Raw genomic sequence first — 16,208 nt, 5'->3', positions numbered from 1 at the left:
AAAATTATTTCTTGCCATTAATCAGTCTCAATGCATAATCCATAACAGCATCCCTTCCAAAAACAACATCCTCAAGAGATGGTTTTATTTCAAAATCAGGAATAATGCCTCTATTTTTAGGCAATGGCTTTACATCAACAACATTGGTTATTTGAGCAACGCTTAGCTCCAATTTTGTATATCCTAACAAAAAATTCTTCGAAGCTGCATTACAAGTATAAGTGGCACATGTCTCCTGGCCTATAAACAAGCCCAACTTATGATACTTAATCAATGCATTAAGGTGTCCAGATGTTGATCCTCCTCCATTATCGATGAGTATAAATAATTTACCCTTGAAAGCATTTTCAGCTGGATTCATAAGAACTTTGAGCTTATCGTAGTATGGATGTGCTTTATCAAAATATTTAACAGGTTTATTAATGAGATAAGAAAGTAAGTAGGAAGAACAATAAGGATCACCTCCTCCAATTCCTCTGTGGTCAAAGATCAGATTAGTTATACACTTTTCATTAATCTTCTGAAAACATTCATCAACAAAGGCTTTGAAATACTCAAGCCTATCATAATAAACAAAAGACTTGATAGTTATTACTGCTGTATTTCCATCTTCCAATACTTTAAAACATAGGTTGGCATCATAGCATTTTACGCTATCGAACAACTGACTTTCCAGCTTATAATCACCAGTACTTAAGGAACATGTTTTACTTCTTCTTTATTATAAGGTTTATACTTCAGAGTATATCTTTCTTGCGCTCCATAATACAAGGCATAAAAATAACTGAATGAATTATTCAGATACCATAGTTTACCGCTATTATTATAGCCATCCGCAGGTATGCTATTATATATCATTGAATAAATTTCAGATACTGGTTTACCATTCATTTCAATAATTTCTGACCCAGGTGTTAACTCTGAAATGATTTCATTTGACTTAACCACGTACATCCTTTCATTTTCAAAATAAACATGTAATGGAAAGAAAGAGGAGGCAGGCAAAATCGAAAGCCTTCTGTCGATTAATAAAGTATGACTGCATCCTGCCTTTGACACAACAGGGCTACAAATCGAATAGAATTCAGTAAGGTTCAAAGAATCCTTAATTTTATTATACTGAAGGCTGATCAATTTCTCAAACTCCTTTTCTGAAGTAAATTCATATAAGGCAGGATGACTTTTTAAATAGGAAATCATTTCCAAATAATCACTTTGCAATTGATTTTTTGAGTACTGAGGAAGCTTATTTCCTTCAATAGACTTCAAGCCTGCTGCTAGTGTATCTCCTGCTTCATTAAAAAAGAATACTTTTAAATCATCAAACCACACAGTTCCGGTGCAGTTGCTTAAGAAGCCAAAAACTTTGATCTGACTCGCGCCTTTTGAGATCTCATAGCTATTTTTATAGAAAGTCCATCCTGTACTCCCCTTTTGTTGACCGACAAGGCTTACCTCTTCTTTAGCTAATTGTCCGTATTCATCTTGAATTTCTACAGCTATACAAGCCATCCAATATGGTGAAAATCCCCGAACTACATTTTCAGTTTTCATCCATCCGGATACTTCCACTCTGTTTATCCTTTCAGGAAAAGCAATTGTCTGAGTAATTCCACTGAATCTCGGTGTAACTTGAGAAACTTTTATTGCAACAGACCCACTTTTTACTACTTCAGTCTGATAATCTCCTACATTTAAAATCGTCCATTCATTGTTATTATTTTCAAAGTCTGGATCTTTCAATACATTTTTAGATTGAGCGAACGAGTTTATAGAAAGAGAGATCATTGACAGGAATAAAAATATGCTTTTATACATGATAAATATCTCTTTTTAATATCGCTTAGTTATTAATTTATCTTTCTAAAAAGTTAAAGTGCCCCGCAGTAGAAACCCTTAACATTAATGTATCATTTCAACATCTTTGCGTATTGTAAAGCTTTATTCTTTGTTATCCAATATTGAAGCACAGTTAATAATCATCCTTCGAAAATCAAGTTCAAACTGTTTTTAATAATTGAACCTTCCCATATAAATACATCGCAACCGTTCCCAATAATGATGTTAATCCAATATAGATATTTCCAATTATGCTAATTACTATATAAATAATTAGTGATGGAACTATGACAAATAGAATATTTTTGCTCAGGTCTACATTAACTATAACTTTTACAGAACCCTTGTTATCAATTATCTTTCCTGTTACTCGTGTGAAAAAGAAATAAGTGGCATCATTAGATAATCTAAATACATCATTACTTGTTATTTTAAATTTATCACCCTCCAAATCACCTGAATAAAGGCTTTTCTTTTTATTAAGAATAGTTTTCAAACCTCTTTTGGGATTAAAATTAAATGCATGAATTAAAGCATCTTCAAATTGTTCTCGAGACATACTAAAAGTATATTCTTTAGAATCAAATCGATAAAGTTTAGTTTAGATTCATTCGGCTGACTTAAAATATAAGTTTATCTCAGAAACAATGGCCAGGACAAATGGAAACATAAGTGTCCTGATTCTAGAGTAACGTTAATATGTGGTATTATGGTATTGTGGTATTGTTCTATTCATTTCTCACCTCAAATAATTATTTTAATATTCCACAATCTGTTTTAAATGATATTCCAAATGCTCTACATAGTCATTGAATAAAAATTCTATGGTATAGTTTTCAGGGCCTCCAGTGTTACACTTTTGGGTTAAATTTTCTTTTGGGATCACTTTAATTAGTTCCAGTATATGGCGATTATAAACCTTCCAAAATTCGACTAATTGTGCTTTGTTAAATTTATTATAATAGCTATGTCTGTTCCATCCATCCTGATCATAAGAAATTAAAGGAATATTCTCAAATTGACTTCGAACAAACCGTTGATGGTTATTCGTTGCGCTGTCAATTAAGTGACCTAATATTTCTTGCTTGCTCCATTTGTCAGGATTTAATTTTGTTTTAAATACTTCATCATTCGCTGCATTCAACTTTGACGGAATCACACCAATTAAATATTGAAGCCGGTTTAACATTTCTTGTATCATAACATTTTACCTCAAATGGAACAAATTGTGACTAATATATATAATAGTAGGTTTCTTTATACTTGAGACTATATATATTCTAGGCAGAAACCACAGATTATTTATTGTTTACCTTTTCCCTTATTATTCCATATAAACCCATTTTCAACGAATAGTGGAAAATTCAATCCTAGGTTAATCTGATGTCCTTTAGCATTAAAGATATTATGCCCGCTCAAATTAAAGTTATAACCATACATAACATAAAAAATACTATTATATGACAATCCTATTTCTGGTAGTACTCCAATCTGATTACGCTTAAAGTCTGTTACATTAAGTAAGCTAATTCTAGCACCTGGCAAAAGAGTCATAAATTCGTACCCCACTTTTGCAGTCATAACTGTATTATTCTTTGTCCATCCATATCCAATGTTAGCAAAAGCATCACGATATCCTATAATTCCTATCATTTCTCTGACGGGAATTATTTTACCTATGCAAATGCCTCCATCAATAAATTGCAACTTCGAATAAGTATAACTTAATCGCACTCCCACAGCTCTAGTAGAAGTTGAATCCTTATTTCCTTGTCCAAAAGCGGTAACTGAGAATTTTATAAAAAATATTAGAATAAAAGTCTTCATGAATTTTAAATAAAAGTATTAGAGCTAGTCTTTTTAAACTCCCCTTTGTCAATTTTATACCAATTATGCTTAACTCCATGGAGGTCAAACTCTTCAATAAACCTAAGCCCCACCTTTGTCAATACCTTATTTGAACCAACATTATCGCAATCAACTCTGGCATAAACATCGTCTGCATTAAGTTTATTAAAAGCATACTCCAATGAAGCAAAAGCAGTTTCTGTCGCGATGCCTTGTCCCCAATATCGTTTTATTAATCTATAACCGAGGTCGTAGTAGTTGATATGCTTGTTCATTTCTTCAGTTACTAATTCAAGTCCAGTCCAACCTACAAATTCATTAGTGTTTTTATCAATGATTGCCCAGCGCCCCACTCCTGTGTCAACGTATTGTCTCCTGACATAGTTGATCACATCCACTATCTTCTTTTTATCTGTTATCGTACTATTCCCCAAATATTTATGCACTTCAGGATCCGAGTGAAGATCATACATCCCATCTACATCTGTTAGAAGTATTTCTCTTATAATAAATCTTTCCGTTTCTAAAATTATTTTCATTACCGTATTTCTTTTTAGTGAAGCACCTTAGATGTAAAATTAGCTCAGCCTTTGATAAAAGTAGACTAGTATTCGCCATCACTTCTATAATTGTAATACTTATCAAACAACTTCAATTCTTCCTTCCTTTTGATTGAAGGACTCGTCATCCTATTAAATTTATCAATACCTATACCAGTAATAGTAATTCCATTAGAGTCCTTATCCCGTAACTTGGATTTAATATCATCAATATTTGTTTGAAGTAAATCTAATTCATTTAGTCCAATACATTTAAGTTCAACTATATTACCCTTATCACGGTATCTATCTGAATATACATTGCTTTCTATCAACCTGACTATTTCCAAATAAGCCACTTCCGGATTTTCAAACTGAAACAATTCAATTAAGATGAAAAAAGATTCATTTAGAATACTTCCGTTTGAATCTTCTATAGTTTCTTTCATCAGTAGATTTGCAACATATAAATTCCAATCTTTATGGTAGTAGGTCATTGGGTTAGTTTTTTAATGCTACTGAATAAACACATTGCTATTGTACCAATTTATCCTGCAATTGTACGTCGGCCAGTACTTGTTTATAAATATTTTTTAATCAAAATTAAAATCAACTTGAATATTCTTCTTTGTCAAGCTATGTGAAAAATCATCAAGAGTTTTCCCTGTAAAATTCTCATCATAGGCATCAATATTTAATCCATTACAATAATAGGTTTTTCTTTTCCCCTCTGAATTTATTTGAACATAATTATTCTCAAATTCAATGAACATTATTAAAAAATAAAACCATTTATTCTTGTCAATTTTTACCTTTTGTATGCATTCAATTTTATAACACCTTAAATTCCTAAATGGAAAATTAGGATTAATCACTACCAATTCATCTTCGGTGAGTATAAAGCTATTGTTACGATACGCGGAAATTAAATACCCTGGCACCAAGTAACCTGGCCAATAGCACCAATATTCAAGAAATGCAAGTGCAAGGGAAAGACTTAACATCAATATATAAAAAGTAAAAAACAGCCAGATTGATAATGGACTATAAAATACTTCATAGTCCTTATACCCTTGCTTTATTGCAATCTTGTCGACTCTCTTATCCTTTATTCTAGCTGACAAACTAATTAACATAATCAATCAATTCTTAAAGGTTTGCTAATACATTAAACCTTTACCAACCGATTCTTATATAAATTCTTTTTGTTAAATTTTATTGGAATGCCCAATCCGTACCAATAATTTTCATTATCTGATTCCATAAGTTGCATATGCAAATGAGGTCGTTCTGTCCAACCTGAATTCCCGATTTCAGCAATTACCTGACCTTTATGAACCTTATCACCCTCTTTGACTTTAATACTGTTAAACTTTAAGTGTCCTAACAAAAAGTAGTAATTGTTTTGACGTACAACAATCGTATTGCCAGTATTGTATGGATAATTACCTGAATATGGTTCATTATCGAAAACTCCATCTACTACTTTAAAAACAGTACCGCCCATTGGACTATATACACTTTCACCGAATATTGGATAATCAGAATTTTGACTTGGCAGAAAATGCTTCTGATTTTTTGAAAGTTTTACCACATCAGTCGCATATAGCATTGATCTGTTTGTCTTGTTTCTCTTATGTGTGGGCGAAAAATAGTGATAATTCATTAAACGGCTAGTCTTTGAATTTCCTCCATCTGTGATTAAATACAATCCATTTTTTAAGGGAAATTCTATTTCAACTGAATGGCTTGCCTGTTCAAAAATTACGACAAGTATTTTTGCCAATTGATAAATCAAATAAAAAAGTATTACCAAAAACAAGATTAAGACAATCTTGTTTGTTCCCACAAGAGAAATGTCTTCACTCCTAACCAATGAAAGTATTATTATCAATTCTAAACAAGCAGCAAATGCTATTTTGAATTTATTTCCAAAAAATTCCCAATAACCTGACAGGAAAAGGATAATTAAAACAATTTGACTAATAGATAAAAGATATAAAGAGTACTCCTTTGTTGTTATTTGACATTAAAATCAAACCAATTACTAACAGAATATGAGACGCTATCAATTTAATTCCCAGCAGAATTCTCTCATTCATAATTTTACTCATTAATTACAGCATTGATTAACCATTCAAAGATAGCAAAAAACAGAATGGGGATGAGTATCGCGAGGTTACTCAAATTAATCACCAAGAAACTTAGCCGCAACGTAAAGAGAGTAGTAATAAAATGCATCCATAATCATAATCATAATCCGATGTTTCTCACTTATATTCACTTCGTCTCTTAAAAATTATTCTCCTTCTAATACTAAAAATCAATTCAGTCAAGATTACCATAATTATACCAATCAGTAATAGTTCAAACCATTTATATTTAAAATGTCATCCGTATGGTGTAACCTGACTATCCACTTGTACTAACTTTTGAATCATTGCTCTTGAAATTAAAAATGTGATGAATACAGAGAGAAAGTGTTTAATTTTTAAATAATTCAGCATACTTAGACTTTAAGAAGTCAAAAATTTCTTCGGGCAACTGAGCTAAGTTTGTCTGTTTTTCCAAACAGATCGATATATGTCCGAATGAAGTTTCTTTAATCAGCTGGAAGAAATTTCCATATGCTATTACTATAAAATTAAGTCCACCACAATCAATATTGCCGCGCTGCCTTGCAGCAGTTAAAATTACTGGATTTACTAATAGTTCCTCGTATCTATCTGTATCAGCTGATGAATTGTTAAAAATGGAATTGCGTTGTTTTGAAGTCAATTCATTATCATCATAGATAGCTACATATCTGATTTCATTATAAGAATTCAGGAGATCGTCAACAATTTGTCTGTAAATCATAGGTTAAAAAAAATTATTCAATAAATATTATCTATCTCAAAACCTCTATAAAGAATGAAGGATAATCGTTATGGGTTTGATGAATGACATTCCAAAATAGTTATTATGCATGAACTAAAAAAAATAAATAAAAAAGTGTGGCGAATAAGCGCCACACCTAAAAATTAACGTGTATCTGTACCTTCGCTTAAATTAGCAATCAACTGAACTTACTTTTTCTTCTTCTGCCCGGGAGCATGTGAATTATTGGTAGGAGGACCTCCGGCTTTATTCTGTTGACCTGGGGCATATGCTTTAGCTGATTTTGCGCCTGTATACTTTTTCATTTGTCCAGGTGGCACTTTGCCATTTGGCTTTGTCAAAACAACAGTAGTTGTGGTGCATGAATTTAACAAAAACAACATTCCAATAAGGCTAAATAATATTTTCCTACTTTTCATATAGAAACAGTCTAATGACATTTTATCACTAAACGTGCGAGAAAATAAAATCTTATCTTGTTCACCCATAGACTTAATTCTTAGTGGGCTCATAAAATAGGCACCAGAGAATATATTTATTGTCAAAGTAGCGTTATGTATGGATTCACATGCCTGCTCCTTGCTCGAATAAGAAATTTAGTTGGTTTTACCCCCTTCCAAAACTATAGTTACATTATCAATTCAGCCTCCGAAATTAAACTTACCACGTTTGTAAGAAAAATCAGTGAAAAGGTAAAAGTATATAGAAATATGTCATTAAAGGACACCACTATGACCATTCTTTTATTTTGCATTGATTTCCCAAATCAGATATTGTCCATTTATATAATCAAATACTATTTCCTTTATCTTATGCCCTGTTTTAATTTTGACAACATGTTTAGGATTTTGTCCCATTGCCAGACGCATATTCTCTTCATAAGAATTAATATCAGATGTATTGATTTGATTTAACCCATCACTAATCTCTCGAATGGTTTGAAATACTTTTGAGTAATCAGTATTAATTTCATTTTTTATTGATTTGCCCAAAAACCACGTTTTATCCTTATAATAGATCTCAACACCTGGAGCTAAAATACTTGCGATTTCAGCATTATTTGATGAAGACATTATAGATATAATATTTTCAAATTTGGGCAATTTCTTTACGTCAGGTTTATTATCTAAAAAGTTGTTCTTAATTTTTGCACTTGAAAGTTTTCCGCTTTTAGAAATCTCTATAGAATAATTAGCTTTTTCATAATTCCAATTTTCTCCATACTCTCCAATATTTTCCTTTGCTTCGGGCTTACCTATTACCCGTTCAACTTCCTTCTTATCAGCTCCAAGCCTTAATCCCTTAAATCCAATATCTTTTGTCGCGTTACTTCCAGAGATTTGAATAGACCAAATGACATCTGTATGGTTTGCTGCATATTCAATAACCAGATACAAACTTGAATCAGGATTTAAAAGAAAAACTTCGTATTCATAACCATCTTTAAATTTTCCTTGTTCTATGGGCTTTCCAAATTCATTAGTTGCAGTTTCTCTGTATTGGCCAAGGCTGAATCCATATAGGTCCGTTACTGGTGTTTGTCCACTTACTCCTAGAAGAGTAAAAATAAACAATAAGATTGTTAATATTATTTTCATCATAAAATTATGCCTTAATCCAGGAATGAAGCTTAAGACATCAAAGCGATTTAACGTAATTTATTATAAACCCTGATAGTTTCTTTTATACAATATATCAAAAATCACCCTTGGCTTAAGGATATTAAAGTACAATAATATATTAGTCAATTCTCCACTTTAGGCATCTAAATGAAATATATTTATTGTAGATGCCTAAACATTTAAATGTTATTTCTTCATCTCTGTCTTATAATCAAATTTAGCTAACCTGAGCAAAACAGAAAGTAGTAAAAGCATTTTAGATATATCATAGTCTTTGCTTTTGTAAAAACAATGAGCCACATTATTTCTTAAATTTAACCCTCCCGTATTTGAAAATAGATATTTAAAGAACAAAAGATCGTCTTCATTGAAATACTGTTTTAGTATTTCATACTCCAAAATATCATGAATGTAAGCCTCTTGCATTCCTTTGGGTCTGCTAACACTTGTTGGTGTATTGATTCGATCACAAAAATCCCTAAATAGGCCTTCCATTTTAAGCGATAGGCTATCCATACATAATATAAAATTCGGCTCATAATTATTATTATCTGAGTTCTGAATTTGACGGAAAAAATCTGCTATTGAAGGGGCTATCAGTTCTACCCAATTAATACATTCTTCGTTTCCACCCAAATCATATTTGCTATAGGGTTTACCCATCCAAGAATGCTTAGTAATATAAAGAAGGAAATTCTCAAGAGTTAATATGCCAGATTTAATGCCTGTAATTATGATACTATGCAGGTAGGGTAATAAACTAATGTTAACATATGAACTAAAGATTCTATAAGTTTCTATATCATCTTTTTCACCTAAGTTATTAGATATATTTTTATTCTTATCAAAACTAATTATTGTTGCAAAATCCCCAAATGATGTTTCTTTATTTTCTTTGGTCTTTAAGATGTCTTTCTTTTTAGGAAAAAAATATCCCGATGAAATTATGTTATATATTTCATTGGGTTGTTTTTTAAGAATTTCTTGCGTCATTTTTCTTATCTGGTCATGATATTCCTTTAAATAATTTTGATCCGTGTTACTAAGCGGAACTCTAACCTTATTAAGTTTTACTTTAGGTTTCAAATCGGCATATAGCTGTTCTGCTTTGCTTTTCAATTCTTCATTTCCAGATCGGCTAAAAGAATCTATGGCATTCTGATGAAACTTTTGTTTGATCCAATATCTATCTTCTTTAATTTCGTTTTCTGCCAGTCTCAAATAAGCAAGGCCCTTTTCATTGTGCCATTTTTTTACATCTGCTTGAATTCTAATTGCAATGTTAAGAGCGGTGGGTAAATAATGATTAGTAAGAAGGAAGTCATCACTTGGCCCCTTCTTTGTTAAAAGGAATTCATCAAAAAAGGTCAAAGTGTTTTCAAAGTCTTTTGGCTTAAATAGTTTTGAGCCAATCATTGTATTTAAAATATTATGTCGAGCATAAAATTCAAACTCATCGTATTGAAATAGGAGGAAATTGGTGAGGTTCATTAAAGGAGTTCTGTCCGATCTTATTTCTTCACTGAGCTTAACTAAAAATTCATATTGTTTTAAGATTTTAAACGGTGTTTCTTTATCCTTATGGGTTTTATATAATTCACAATATAGTTTAATTGAGTCGATGTAATTAGAAATGGCGATCAAGCCATAATTATTATTCTTTACACCTGGAGGACACTTCCATAAAATATGGTTAAATTTCGCTTTAAGCAATGTATGTTTACAAGCACTCGCTCTCTCTTTTACATATTCTATAATCTGTATTTGTAAATCATTCAGATCGGAAGACTTTTTTGCTCTTTCAGTGCCATTATCTAATGAATAAGTCATTGGAAACAAATTGTCGCTTGTTACATCAAAACATAAGCAATTAATTTCCCATTGGGCTTTTAACTTCTCATCTTCTATAGTCGTTTTATCTCTGTATTTTACCCATAAATCAATGCAATCATCATTAGTAATATTTGATTCGATAAATGAGTATAATTCATCAATTGATTTGAATTGCTCTATATTAATATTTTCTTCCTCTTCCATAACTTGTCCCTTTTTCCTTTAAGTTCAGGAGATCTATAATTCTTGATAATATCTAATATAAAAAAAAATCTTGAACATAAAGACTTGAGGAATTAGTGATAAAAAAATAAACTTAAGGAAGCTAAAAATTAACTTAGGGAAGGAATTTTAAGGCAAATTATTCAGAAATTTATTATTGATAATAACTTTTTAAAACAGCTAAAGACCCTCCAAATGACACTATGGCCCTATTTAATTGATCCAGTAAGCAGTATTAATATTTTTTAAGGCAATATTTAAAATGTTGTTCATGATGTCCGTTACCTTTTCAAACTTTTCGTCATCTCCGGTCCATTTGAACGTTAAGTAATCAAGCTCTTTTTTTACCCACATTGTTCTTGAAACTTCACCAGAATAAACTAATCCAGTAGGCAGTACCGGGATGGTCATAGTTTTCAGTTCATTCATGATGGAGAACCACAAAGAACGTTGAATGGTAAAGTGCCATTCAACGTTATAGAATGGATTATCTATGTCTATTGATCGCAAAATGCCATTTCGATTACATGTTTGTTGGTATTCAATGAGATTTTCGAAATCTATGAGATAATTACCATCATTTCGGTCAATCTGGACTTGTCCAAGAATATGGAAGGCTTCCCGGGACTTTAATATAAAAGCCCGGGAACTTGTATGCTTCCTTAGATCCTGTGACACCATAAATAAAACTTCTCCAGAAGGCCTTTTAGTATTAGAATTGATGAAAGCAAAGCCCCAATCAAACTCTTCATTCAACAATATCTCTTGTATTAGATCCTTACCACTATCATGCATGATTTTATTCTACAATTATTTTGCTGATTGACATGTAACCTAAATTATTTGTAGACTCAATCAAGTAGAATCCTTTAGGCAAATCAAAAGAATGGTTTAAAGAGCTTTTGTAAGTTCTGATTATTTGTCCCAAATGATTGAATACTTTTACTGATATTTCATCGGTATCAGATTGGATGTTTACTACACCATTTGATGGATTTGGAAATATCGAAATATTCTTAGTCAATTGTTGATCTGAAATACTGGATACATCTTCTGGGGCCGGGGCTTGTTCGATAGGCAAGTATGCATCAAATGCTGTTAATTGAATAATAACGAAAGACGGTCTTGCTTCAAATATGGAAGGATTATCCTGTATTGTTGTTACTGTTATTGTGCCAGGCCCAATGACTGGTTCATCGTTGTCCACGATCACCCATTCTGGTATTGAAACAACCACCCATGGACAAGTGGAACAAGTGTTCACACTGAATGTTTTAGATTCACCTGCCTTATAACCAAAAGATAATTTCTCAGGGTTTAATGTTTGTCCATATGTGACCAATGCGATAAAAACTAAGGAGAATGTAGTAAGTAATTTTTTCATAAGATTTAAAAGTTTAGTTATTTGCAATATTGAGTACTAAATCTTAAAGCCGAGTAGAAGCATACTATACTGACAGTTGTTTTTTGCTCTTTTTTATGTGGATTTTTCTGTATAAATTACCCAAAATATTTAGCAATGATTGGGTTTAAAATCAAGAAAATCAGAGAGTTGAAAAATCTCACTCAAGAGTTTTTGGCGGGTCAGTTGAATATGTCAGTTCAGGGGTATGGTAAAATAGAGCGTGATGAGGTCGATTTACCATTCTCAAGATTAGAGCAGATTGCTGATGTTTTTGGGCTAAAAGTCGAAGATGTCGTGTCTTTTGATGAGAAACATGTTTTTAATAATTATGGAAATGCACATGATAAAAGCTTCTCTGTTAATTATCAATTCGTCTCGGAAAAAGAACGTGAGCTTTATGAAAAGACTATAAAACTTTTGGAAGATAAAATTCAATACCTCACTGAACAATTAAACCAAAAATAATAGAATATTGAAAATTTGCGTCTCAGCCCCTTCCATGATTGATTAAATGAAATTAGAAGATTTAAACAAAATAAAAATTCCACCAATTCCTCCAAGAGATTGTTCTGTTCATTATGACAAAATAATAAGGCTTAAAATATATCTTGAATTATTAAAATCTGCTGAAAATTTCGCCAACGGGGATGAAGCTTTGGAATTCATTCAAGAAACTATTGAAATTGTAGAAGATTATTATTCGGGTATACCAAAAGAAATTAATCCTGCACAAATAAAAAGTCATCGTATGTATAAAGCTTTCGATGATAATATCGAAAAGAGAAAATCTGGTGGATATATAATAATAACAAAAGGTAATGTAATAGAGATCGAAGAGAATGGCAGTTTTAGAATAAAAGACCGTAAATCCGGAGAAATATGGTTAGAAAAAAAATGAGTGATTATAATACTTCTTTAAGAGAAGTTTCAAATTTTATACTTGAACAAAAGAGGAGTTGGAAAAACTATTCAATCAATAATAGTTCATCCAAAGCTACATTTATTGATATCGTCACAAGAAAGAATGTTGAAATTACAATAGAGATAAATATAACTGGTAAAATCTCTATTGTAGCTGATTCCGATTGGCTTTATTTTCCAGGGTTATCCGAAGATAAAGTTTTTGCAAATTCACAAGCAGCAATTAATTATTTAAAAAAAATCTTAGCAGAGAAGAAAGAAACTCCATTTTCTGTAAAATATAATCATCGGAACAAAAAAGCTAATATAAATTTATCAAGCATAGATCCTCATAGACAAATGGGAATTGAGAGGATTTATGAAATTGTTATTTTTGATAAAGGAGAAGAAAAAGTCATAGCAGGGGTATCTGAATATCCTGAAGGTAGTTATACAGTTTTTGAAAAAGATGAAAAGGTTGAATTTAGAATTGAAGATTTTATCAATCATGTTTTGAATATCAAAGAGTAACAAAACCAAAGAGTTTACGAATATTAAAATAACTTTTCGATTTGATAATAAGCGTTATGACAATTGAAAGCATAACTTTAATAAGTGTTATTCTTACAGCAGCTGCAAGTTTATTCAGTATATGGGACAATCGAAGAAATTACAAGAAATCAACTTACGTTAATTCCGTAACAGCTACTCGTATTCAATATATTCAAAGCTTGCGAAATAATATTGCCGAATTTTGTGGTCTGTTTGACCGATATAAAAAACTGGAAGATAATAGTAAAGAGTTATCTACAGAGAAGTTTGAAATCCTTGCCAGTGCTGATAAGCTAAAATATTTAATCATTCTACATCTTACTCCGGAGAACAGTAATTGGGATACGAAAATCATTCAATTGATTGATGAAATTCGTATATCACTTGATAAAAATCCCAAGGATAAAATTGATGAACTAATTACCATAACTCAATACCTATTAATGCAGGAATGGGAAGGTGCGAAACGTGAAGCTTCAAATGGAATTCTTTCGGATAATGAAAAGGTAGAATTGAACGCTAAATATCTTAAGAAATATAACGACCATAAAAAATCAGTCAAATCCGTATAATTATGCAAGCATCACTTTTTACACAGATAGGTTTTTATCAGAAACATTTTCTACTTAACTTAACAGAAAAGATAGAAAAGGATAAAACCTTTAGCGATTTACTTTTTCATTTTGATACATGTAAAAAGGTTATGGATACGTATGAAGATAGAAATAGCATGTTCCTTAATACCAGTAGGGAAAACTTTTTAAAAGCATATACAACTTTGGAAGCAATCGACAAAAGAAAGAATAAAATTGACTCTGCTGAAATCAGAAATGTCATCAGAGATTCCATTTCTGCAATTTCTGGATTCGCTAATGAATTAGTTTAATGTAATAATATCATTAATTCATTAAAGCTACTTATTGATTTTTTTTATTACATGCCTTTTAAACTATTAATGATTATATGTCAAACAACGATAATTCTAAACCTTTAATAAGTGACATTTTTGGTGCAGCTGCTTATGGAGAAGCACTCAAAATAGTCACAGAAGAATCAATTAAAGGTACATTTTCATTTATCTCCAAAATTTGCTCACCAGCTGCTGAGGAATTCGGACTATACTTTGCAGACAACATAAGAGTTTGGAGATTGAATAATATCATTAAGATTATAGAAAAATCTAAAGGTAAATTAGAATTTGTAGATAATAAGTTACAGCTAAAAGCTCACCCACGAGTTGTAATGGATATCATAGATAAAGGTTCTTGGCAGGAGAATACTGAATTGCAGGATATGTGGGCTGGACTACTTGCTTCTTCATGTCAAAAAGAAAGTGAGAACGATGATAATATTATCTATACCACTATACTAAATCAGCTAACAAGTACTGAAGTCAAAATACTCAATTATTTTACAGTAAATTCAGCCAAGTTAGCCACAGCAGAAGGTATAGTTAAAACTAAGGAAGGCTTAATTATATCTGCGGAAGAATTCTCTAAAATCGTGGGAACGGATAACTTTGAGAAATTGAATGTAGGAATTAACCATTTGAAATCACTCCAACTTATAGAAACTGGATTCGGACTGGCATCTGGATTCTTCAAAGATGGAGATAAAAGTCAAGGCTTAAAAGTTGGACTAAAATTATCGCCATTAGCAATTATTTTGTACGTAAAATGTCAAGGATATAATGGATTGGCCAGAGACTTTTTTTCATTAGCCTATGATCCGACTTCAACAGATGATTCTGACGACTATCTTTAATATTGCTTATTAGGTAACTTATATTTTTTGTAACAATGCTTTTTAAAGACATTTTAGAGAAAAAAGCCAAACAATTAGAGCCGGAATTTGACAAGTTGTTTAATTTGATAATTCAAAAACAGCATCATTCTGGGGATTTACTTTTAGTATTGGTAAATGGCTGCTATGACGAAGAAATAGCGAATTCAACTACATTAGGAGTAAAACTAAGTCCCTATACTATAGGACCGCATAAAGAAGGACATTCTGAATCCTGCCATTATGAGTTCATACATCAATATAGAACCACCCATTTGGCACAATTTAATCATTCTGAATACTTAGAAATGTTAAATTTTTCTCCTGAAAAGAGGCAGCAAATATTTGAATTTCAAAAAATGGAAGGTACAACCATTCAACTTGAAATGTTAATATATTTAAAAATATGGGAAGCAGATTCATTTATTAAAAGATTTTATCAATTAGTGAGGCTTGTAAAATCTGAATCTTATGATTGGTATTTTAAGTTATCAGAAAGTAATAGAGATTCAAGTGCAACAGGTACAAGACAGGATATAATAAGGTTGCAGATTCGAGATAGGATTGAAAAAGATCTACCATCAATCTATTTGGCTTTTAAAAATGCTTATTTGACACAAGTAAGAAATTCAATTGCTCACTCTAATTACTCAATATCATCTCGCTATATACAATTGAATAATTATATTAAAAAGGATCCAGCTTCTCAATTAATATCATTGTCTTTTGATGAGTGGATAGATAAATTTCATGATACAATGATTATTTATGATCAATATATAAAGT

22 protein-coding genes are annotated in these 16,208 nt (G+C 31.3%); 7 read left to right on the top strand and 15 right to left on the bottom strand.

What is annotated here, in order from left to right:
• Positions 1 to 4 precede the first annotated feature (4 nt).
• The 15 genes from J7604_RS07100 to J7604_RS07030 all read right to left on the bottom strand — a co-directional run bounded on the left by J7604_RS07100 (position 5) and on the right by J7604_RS07030 (position 12,167).
• Positions 5 to 664, bottom strand: coding sequence for a S41 family peptidase (locus tag J7604_RS07100; RefSeq protein WP_293893251.1), 660 nt, complete (start codon positions 662 to 664; stop codon positions 5 to 7).
• A gap of 29 nt (positions 665 to 693) precedes the next feature.
• Positions 694 to 1,818, bottom strand: coding sequence for a hypothetical protein (locus J7604_RS07095; RefSeq protein WP_293893249.1), 1,125 nt, complete (start codon positions 1,816 to 1,818; stop codon positions 694 to 696).
• Between the two features lie 181 nt (positions 1,819 to 1,999).
• A complete protein-coding gene (locus J7604_RS07090; protein WP_293893246.1) occupies positions 2,000 to 2,398 on the bottom strand; it encodes a hypothetical protein in 399 nt (132 codons plus the stop codon).
• 198 nt (positions 2,399 to 2,596) lie between these two features.
• Positions 2,597 to 3,040, bottom strand: a complete 444-nt coding sequence (locus J7604_RS07085; protein ID WP_293893243.1) for a DinB family protein — start codon at positions 3,038 to 3,040, stop codon at positions 2,597 to 2,599.
• A 101-nt stretch (positions 3,041 to 3,141) separates the two neighbouring features.
• Positions 3,142 to 3,666 carry a hypothetical protein gene (locus J7604_RS07080; protein ID WP_293893240.1) on the bottom strand — a complete coding sequence of 175 codons (525 nt, stop codon included), beginning with the start codon at positions 3,664 to 3,666 and terminating at the stop codon, positions 3,142 to 3,144.
• Between the two features lie 5 nt (positions 3,667 to 3,671).
• Positions 3,672 to 4,226 carry a GNAT family N-acetyltransferase gene (locus tag J7604_RS07075; RefSeq protein WP_293893237.1) on the bottom strand — a complete coding sequence of 185 codons (555 nt, stop codon included), beginning with the start codon at positions 4,224 to 4,226 and terminating at the stop codon, positions 3,672 to 3,674.
• Between the two features lie 65 nt (positions 4,227 to 4,291).
• Positions 4,292 to 4,723 (bottom strand): hypothetical protein, encoded by a 432-nt coding sequence (locus J7604_RS07070; RefSeq protein WP_293893234.1) that lies wholly within the window; start codon positions 4,721 to 4,723, stop codon positions 4,292 to 4,294.
• Positions 4,724 to 4,819: 96 nt separating this feature from the next.
• A complete protein-coding gene (locus tag J7604_RS07065) occupies positions 4,820 to 5,362 on the bottom strand; it encodes a hypothetical protein (RefSeq protein ID WP_293893231.1) in 543 nt (180 codons plus the stop codon).
• Between the two features lie 32 nt (positions 5,363 to 5,394).
• Positions 5,395 to 6,012: a M23 family metallopeptidase gene (locus tag J7604_RS07060; RefSeq protein WP_293893228.1), complete on the bottom strand. Its 618-nt coding sequence runs from the start codon at positions 6,010 to 6,012 to the stop codon at positions 5,395 to 5,397.
• A gap of 698 nt (positions 6,013 to 6,710) precedes the next feature.
• Positions 6,711 to 7,085 (bottom strand): hypothetical protein, encoded by a 375-nt coding sequence (locus J7604_RS07055; RefSeq protein WP_293893225.1) that lies wholly within the window; start codon positions 7,083 to 7,085, stop codon positions 6,711 to 6,713.
• Positions 7,086 to 7,294: 209 nt separating this feature from the next.
• Positions 7,295 to 7,525: a hypothetical protein gene (locus J7604_RS07050; RefSeq protein WP_293893222.1), complete on the bottom strand. Its 231-nt coding sequence runs from the start codon at positions 7,523 to 7,525 to the stop codon at positions 7,295 to 7,297.
• 324 nt (positions 7,526 to 7,849) lie between these two features.
• Positions 7,850 to 8,707, bottom strand: coding sequence for a hypothetical protein (locus J7604_RS07045; RefSeq protein ID WP_293893219.1), 858 nt, complete (start codon positions 8,705 to 8,707; stop codon positions 7,850 to 7,852).
• A 207-nt stretch (positions 8,708 to 8,914) separates the two neighbouring features.
• The gene (locus J7604_RS07040) at positions 8,915 to 10,765 is read right to left on the bottom strand and encodes a DUF4209 domain-containing protein (protein WP_293893216.1); all 1,851 of its coding nucleotides are present in this window, start codon (positions 10,763 to 10,765) and stop codon (positions 8,915 to 8,917) included.
• A 231-nt stretch (positions 10,766 to 10,996) separates the two neighbouring features.
• Positions 10,997 to 11,578: a hypothetical protein gene (locus J7604_RS07035; RefSeq protein WP_293893211.1), complete on the bottom strand. Its 582-nt coding sequence runs from the start codon at positions 11,576 to 11,578 to the stop codon at positions 10,997 to 10,999.
• A 4-nt stretch (positions 11,579 to 11,582) separates the two neighbouring features.
• Entirely contained in the window at positions 11,583 to 12,167 is a 585-nt protein-coding gene (locus J7604_RS07030) for a T9SS type A sorting domain-containing protein (protein ID WP_293893208.1), read from the bottom strand.
• 135 nt (positions 12,168 to 12,302) lie between these two features.
• Between J7604_RS07030 and J7604_RS07025 the strand changes: the two genes are divergently transcribed.
• The 7 genes from J7604_RS07025 to J7604_RS06995 form a co-directional block, all read left to right on the top strand.
• Entirely contained in the window at positions 12,303 to 12,653 is a 351-nt protein-coding gene (locus J7604_RS07025; protein ID WP_293893205.1) for a helix-turn-helix transcriptional regulator, read from the top strand.
• Positions 12,654 to 12,699: 46 nt separating this feature from the next.
• Positions 12,700 to 13,086 (top strand): hypothetical protein, encoded by a 387-nt coding sequence (locus tag J7604_RS07020; RefSeq protein WP_293893202.1) that lies wholly within the window; start codon positions 12,700 to 12,702, stop codon positions 13,084 to 13,086.
• The gene (locus tag J7604_RS07015) at positions 13,068 to 13,619 is read left to right on the top strand and encodes a hypothetical protein (RefSeq protein WP_293893199.1); all 552 of its coding nucleotides are present in this window, start codon (positions 13,068 to 13,070) and stop codon (positions 13,617 to 13,619) included. The genes J7604_RS07020 and J7604_RS07015 overlap by 19 nt, the downstream gene beginning before the upstream one ends.
• A 56-nt stretch (positions 13,620 to 13,675) precedes the next feature.
• On the top strand, positions 13,676 to 14,212 hold the full coding sequence (locus tag J7604_RS07010) for a hypothetical protein (protein WP_293893196.1): 537 nt from the start codon (positions 13,676 to 13,678) through the stop codon (positions 14,210 to 14,212).
• Between the two features lie 2 nt (positions 14,213 to 14,214).
• Entirely contained in the window at positions 14,215 to 14,526 is a 312-nt protein-coding gene (locus J7604_RS07005; RefSeq protein ID WP_293893193.1) for a hypothetical protein, read from the top strand.
• Between the two features lie 77 nt (positions 14,527 to 14,603).
• The gene (locus tag J7604_RS07000) at positions 14,604 to 15,404 is read left to right on the top strand and encodes an Abi-alpha family protein (RefSeq protein WP_293893190.1); all 801 of its coding nucleotides are present in this window, start codon (positions 14,604 to 14,606) and stop codon (positions 15,402 to 15,404) included.
• Between the two features lie 35 nt (positions 15,405 to 15,439).
• Positions 15,440 to 16,208, top strand: a 769-nt coding sequence (locus tag J7604_RS06995) for a hypothetical protein (protein ID WP_293893187.1), incomplete at its 3' end; no start/stop codon positions are given.

The sequence above is a fragment of the Sporocytophaga sp. genome (assembly GCF_017745095.1).
GTDB lineage: Bacteria > Bacteroidota > Bacteroidia > Cytophagales > Cytophagaceae > Sporocytophaga.
Note: the sequence above shows the minus strand (reverse complement) of the source record. Positions and strands in the feature narration are given on the sequence as shown.

Excerpts from the sequence above, each read along its gene's own strand:
- J7604_RS07095 (WP_293893249.1), bottom strand. The coding sequence starts at position 1,818 with ATGTATAAAAGCATATTTTTATTCCTGTCAATGATCTCTCTTTCTATA.
- J7604_RS07090 (WP_293893246.1), bottom strand. The coding sequence starts at position 2,398 with ATGTCTCGAGAACAATTTGAAGATGCTTTAATTCATGCATTTAATTTT.
- J7604_RS07085 (WP_293893243.1), bottom strand. The coding sequence starts at position 3,040 with ATGATACAAGAAATGTTAAACCGGCTTCAATATTTAATTGGTGTGATT.
- J7604_RS07080 (WP_293893240.1), bottom strand. The coding sequence starts at position 3,666 with ATGAAGACTTTTATTCTAATATTTTTTATAAAATTCTCAGTTACCGCT.
- J7604_RS07075 (WP_293893237.1), bottom strand. The coding sequence starts at position 4,226 with ATGAAAATAATTTTAGAAACGGAAAGATTTATTATAAGAGAAATACTT.
- J7604_RS07070 (WP_293893234.1), bottom strand. The coding sequence starts at position 4,723 with ATGACCTACTACCATAAAGATTGGAATTTATATGTTGCAAATCTACTG.
- J7604_RS07065 (WP_293893231.1), bottom strand. The coding sequence starts at position 5,362 with ATGTTAATTAGTTTGTCAGCTAGAATAAAGGATAAGAGAGTCGACAAG.
- J7604_RS07055 (WP_293893225.1), bottom strand. The coding sequence starts at position 7,085 with ATGATTTACAGACAAATTGTTGACGATCTCCTGAATTCTTATAATGAA.
- J7604_RS07050 (WP_293893222.1), bottom strand. The coding sequence starts at position 7,525 with ATGAAAAGTAGGAAAATATTATTTAGCCTTATTGGAATGTTGTTTTTG.
- J7604_RS07045 (WP_293893219.1), bottom strand. The coding sequence starts at position 8,707 with ATGATGAAAATAATATTAACAATCTTATTGTTTATTTTTACTCTTCTA.
- J7604_RS07040 (WP_293893216.1), bottom strand. The coding sequence starts at position 10,765 with ATGGAAGAGGAAGAAAATATTAATATAGAGCAATTCAAATCAATTGAT.
- J7604_RS07035 (WP_293893211.1), bottom strand. The coding sequence starts at position 11,578 with ATGCATGATAGTGGTAAGGATCTAATACAAGAGATATTGTTGAATGAA.
- J7604_RS07030 (WP_293893208.1), bottom strand. The coding sequence starts at position 12,167 with ATGAAAAAATTACTTACTACATTCTCCTTAGTTTTTATCGCATTGGTC.
- J7604_RS07025 (WP_293893205.1), top strand. The coding sequence starts at position 12,303 with ATGATTGGGTTTAAAATCAAGAAAATCAGAGAGTTGAAAAATCTCACT.
- J7604_RS07020 (WP_293893202.1), top strand. The coding sequence starts at position 12,700 with ATGAAATTAGAAGATTTAAACAAAATAAAAATTCCACCAATTCCTCCA.
- J7604_RS07015 (WP_293893199.1), top strand. The coding sequence starts at position 13,068 with ATGGTTAGAAAAAAAATGAGTGATTATAATACTTCTTTAAGAGAAGTT.
- J7604_RS07010 (WP_293893196.1), top strand. The coding sequence starts at position 13,676 with ATGACAATTGAAAGCATAACTTTAATAAGTGTTATTCTTACAGCAGCT.
- J7604_RS07005 (WP_293893193.1), top strand. The coding sequence starts at position 14,215 with ATGCAAGCATCACTTTTTACACAGATAGGTTTTTATCAGAAACATTTT.
- J7604_RS07000 (WP_293893190.1), top strand. The coding sequence starts at position 14,604 with ATGTCAAACAACGATAATTCTAAACCTTTAATAAGTGACATTTTTGGT.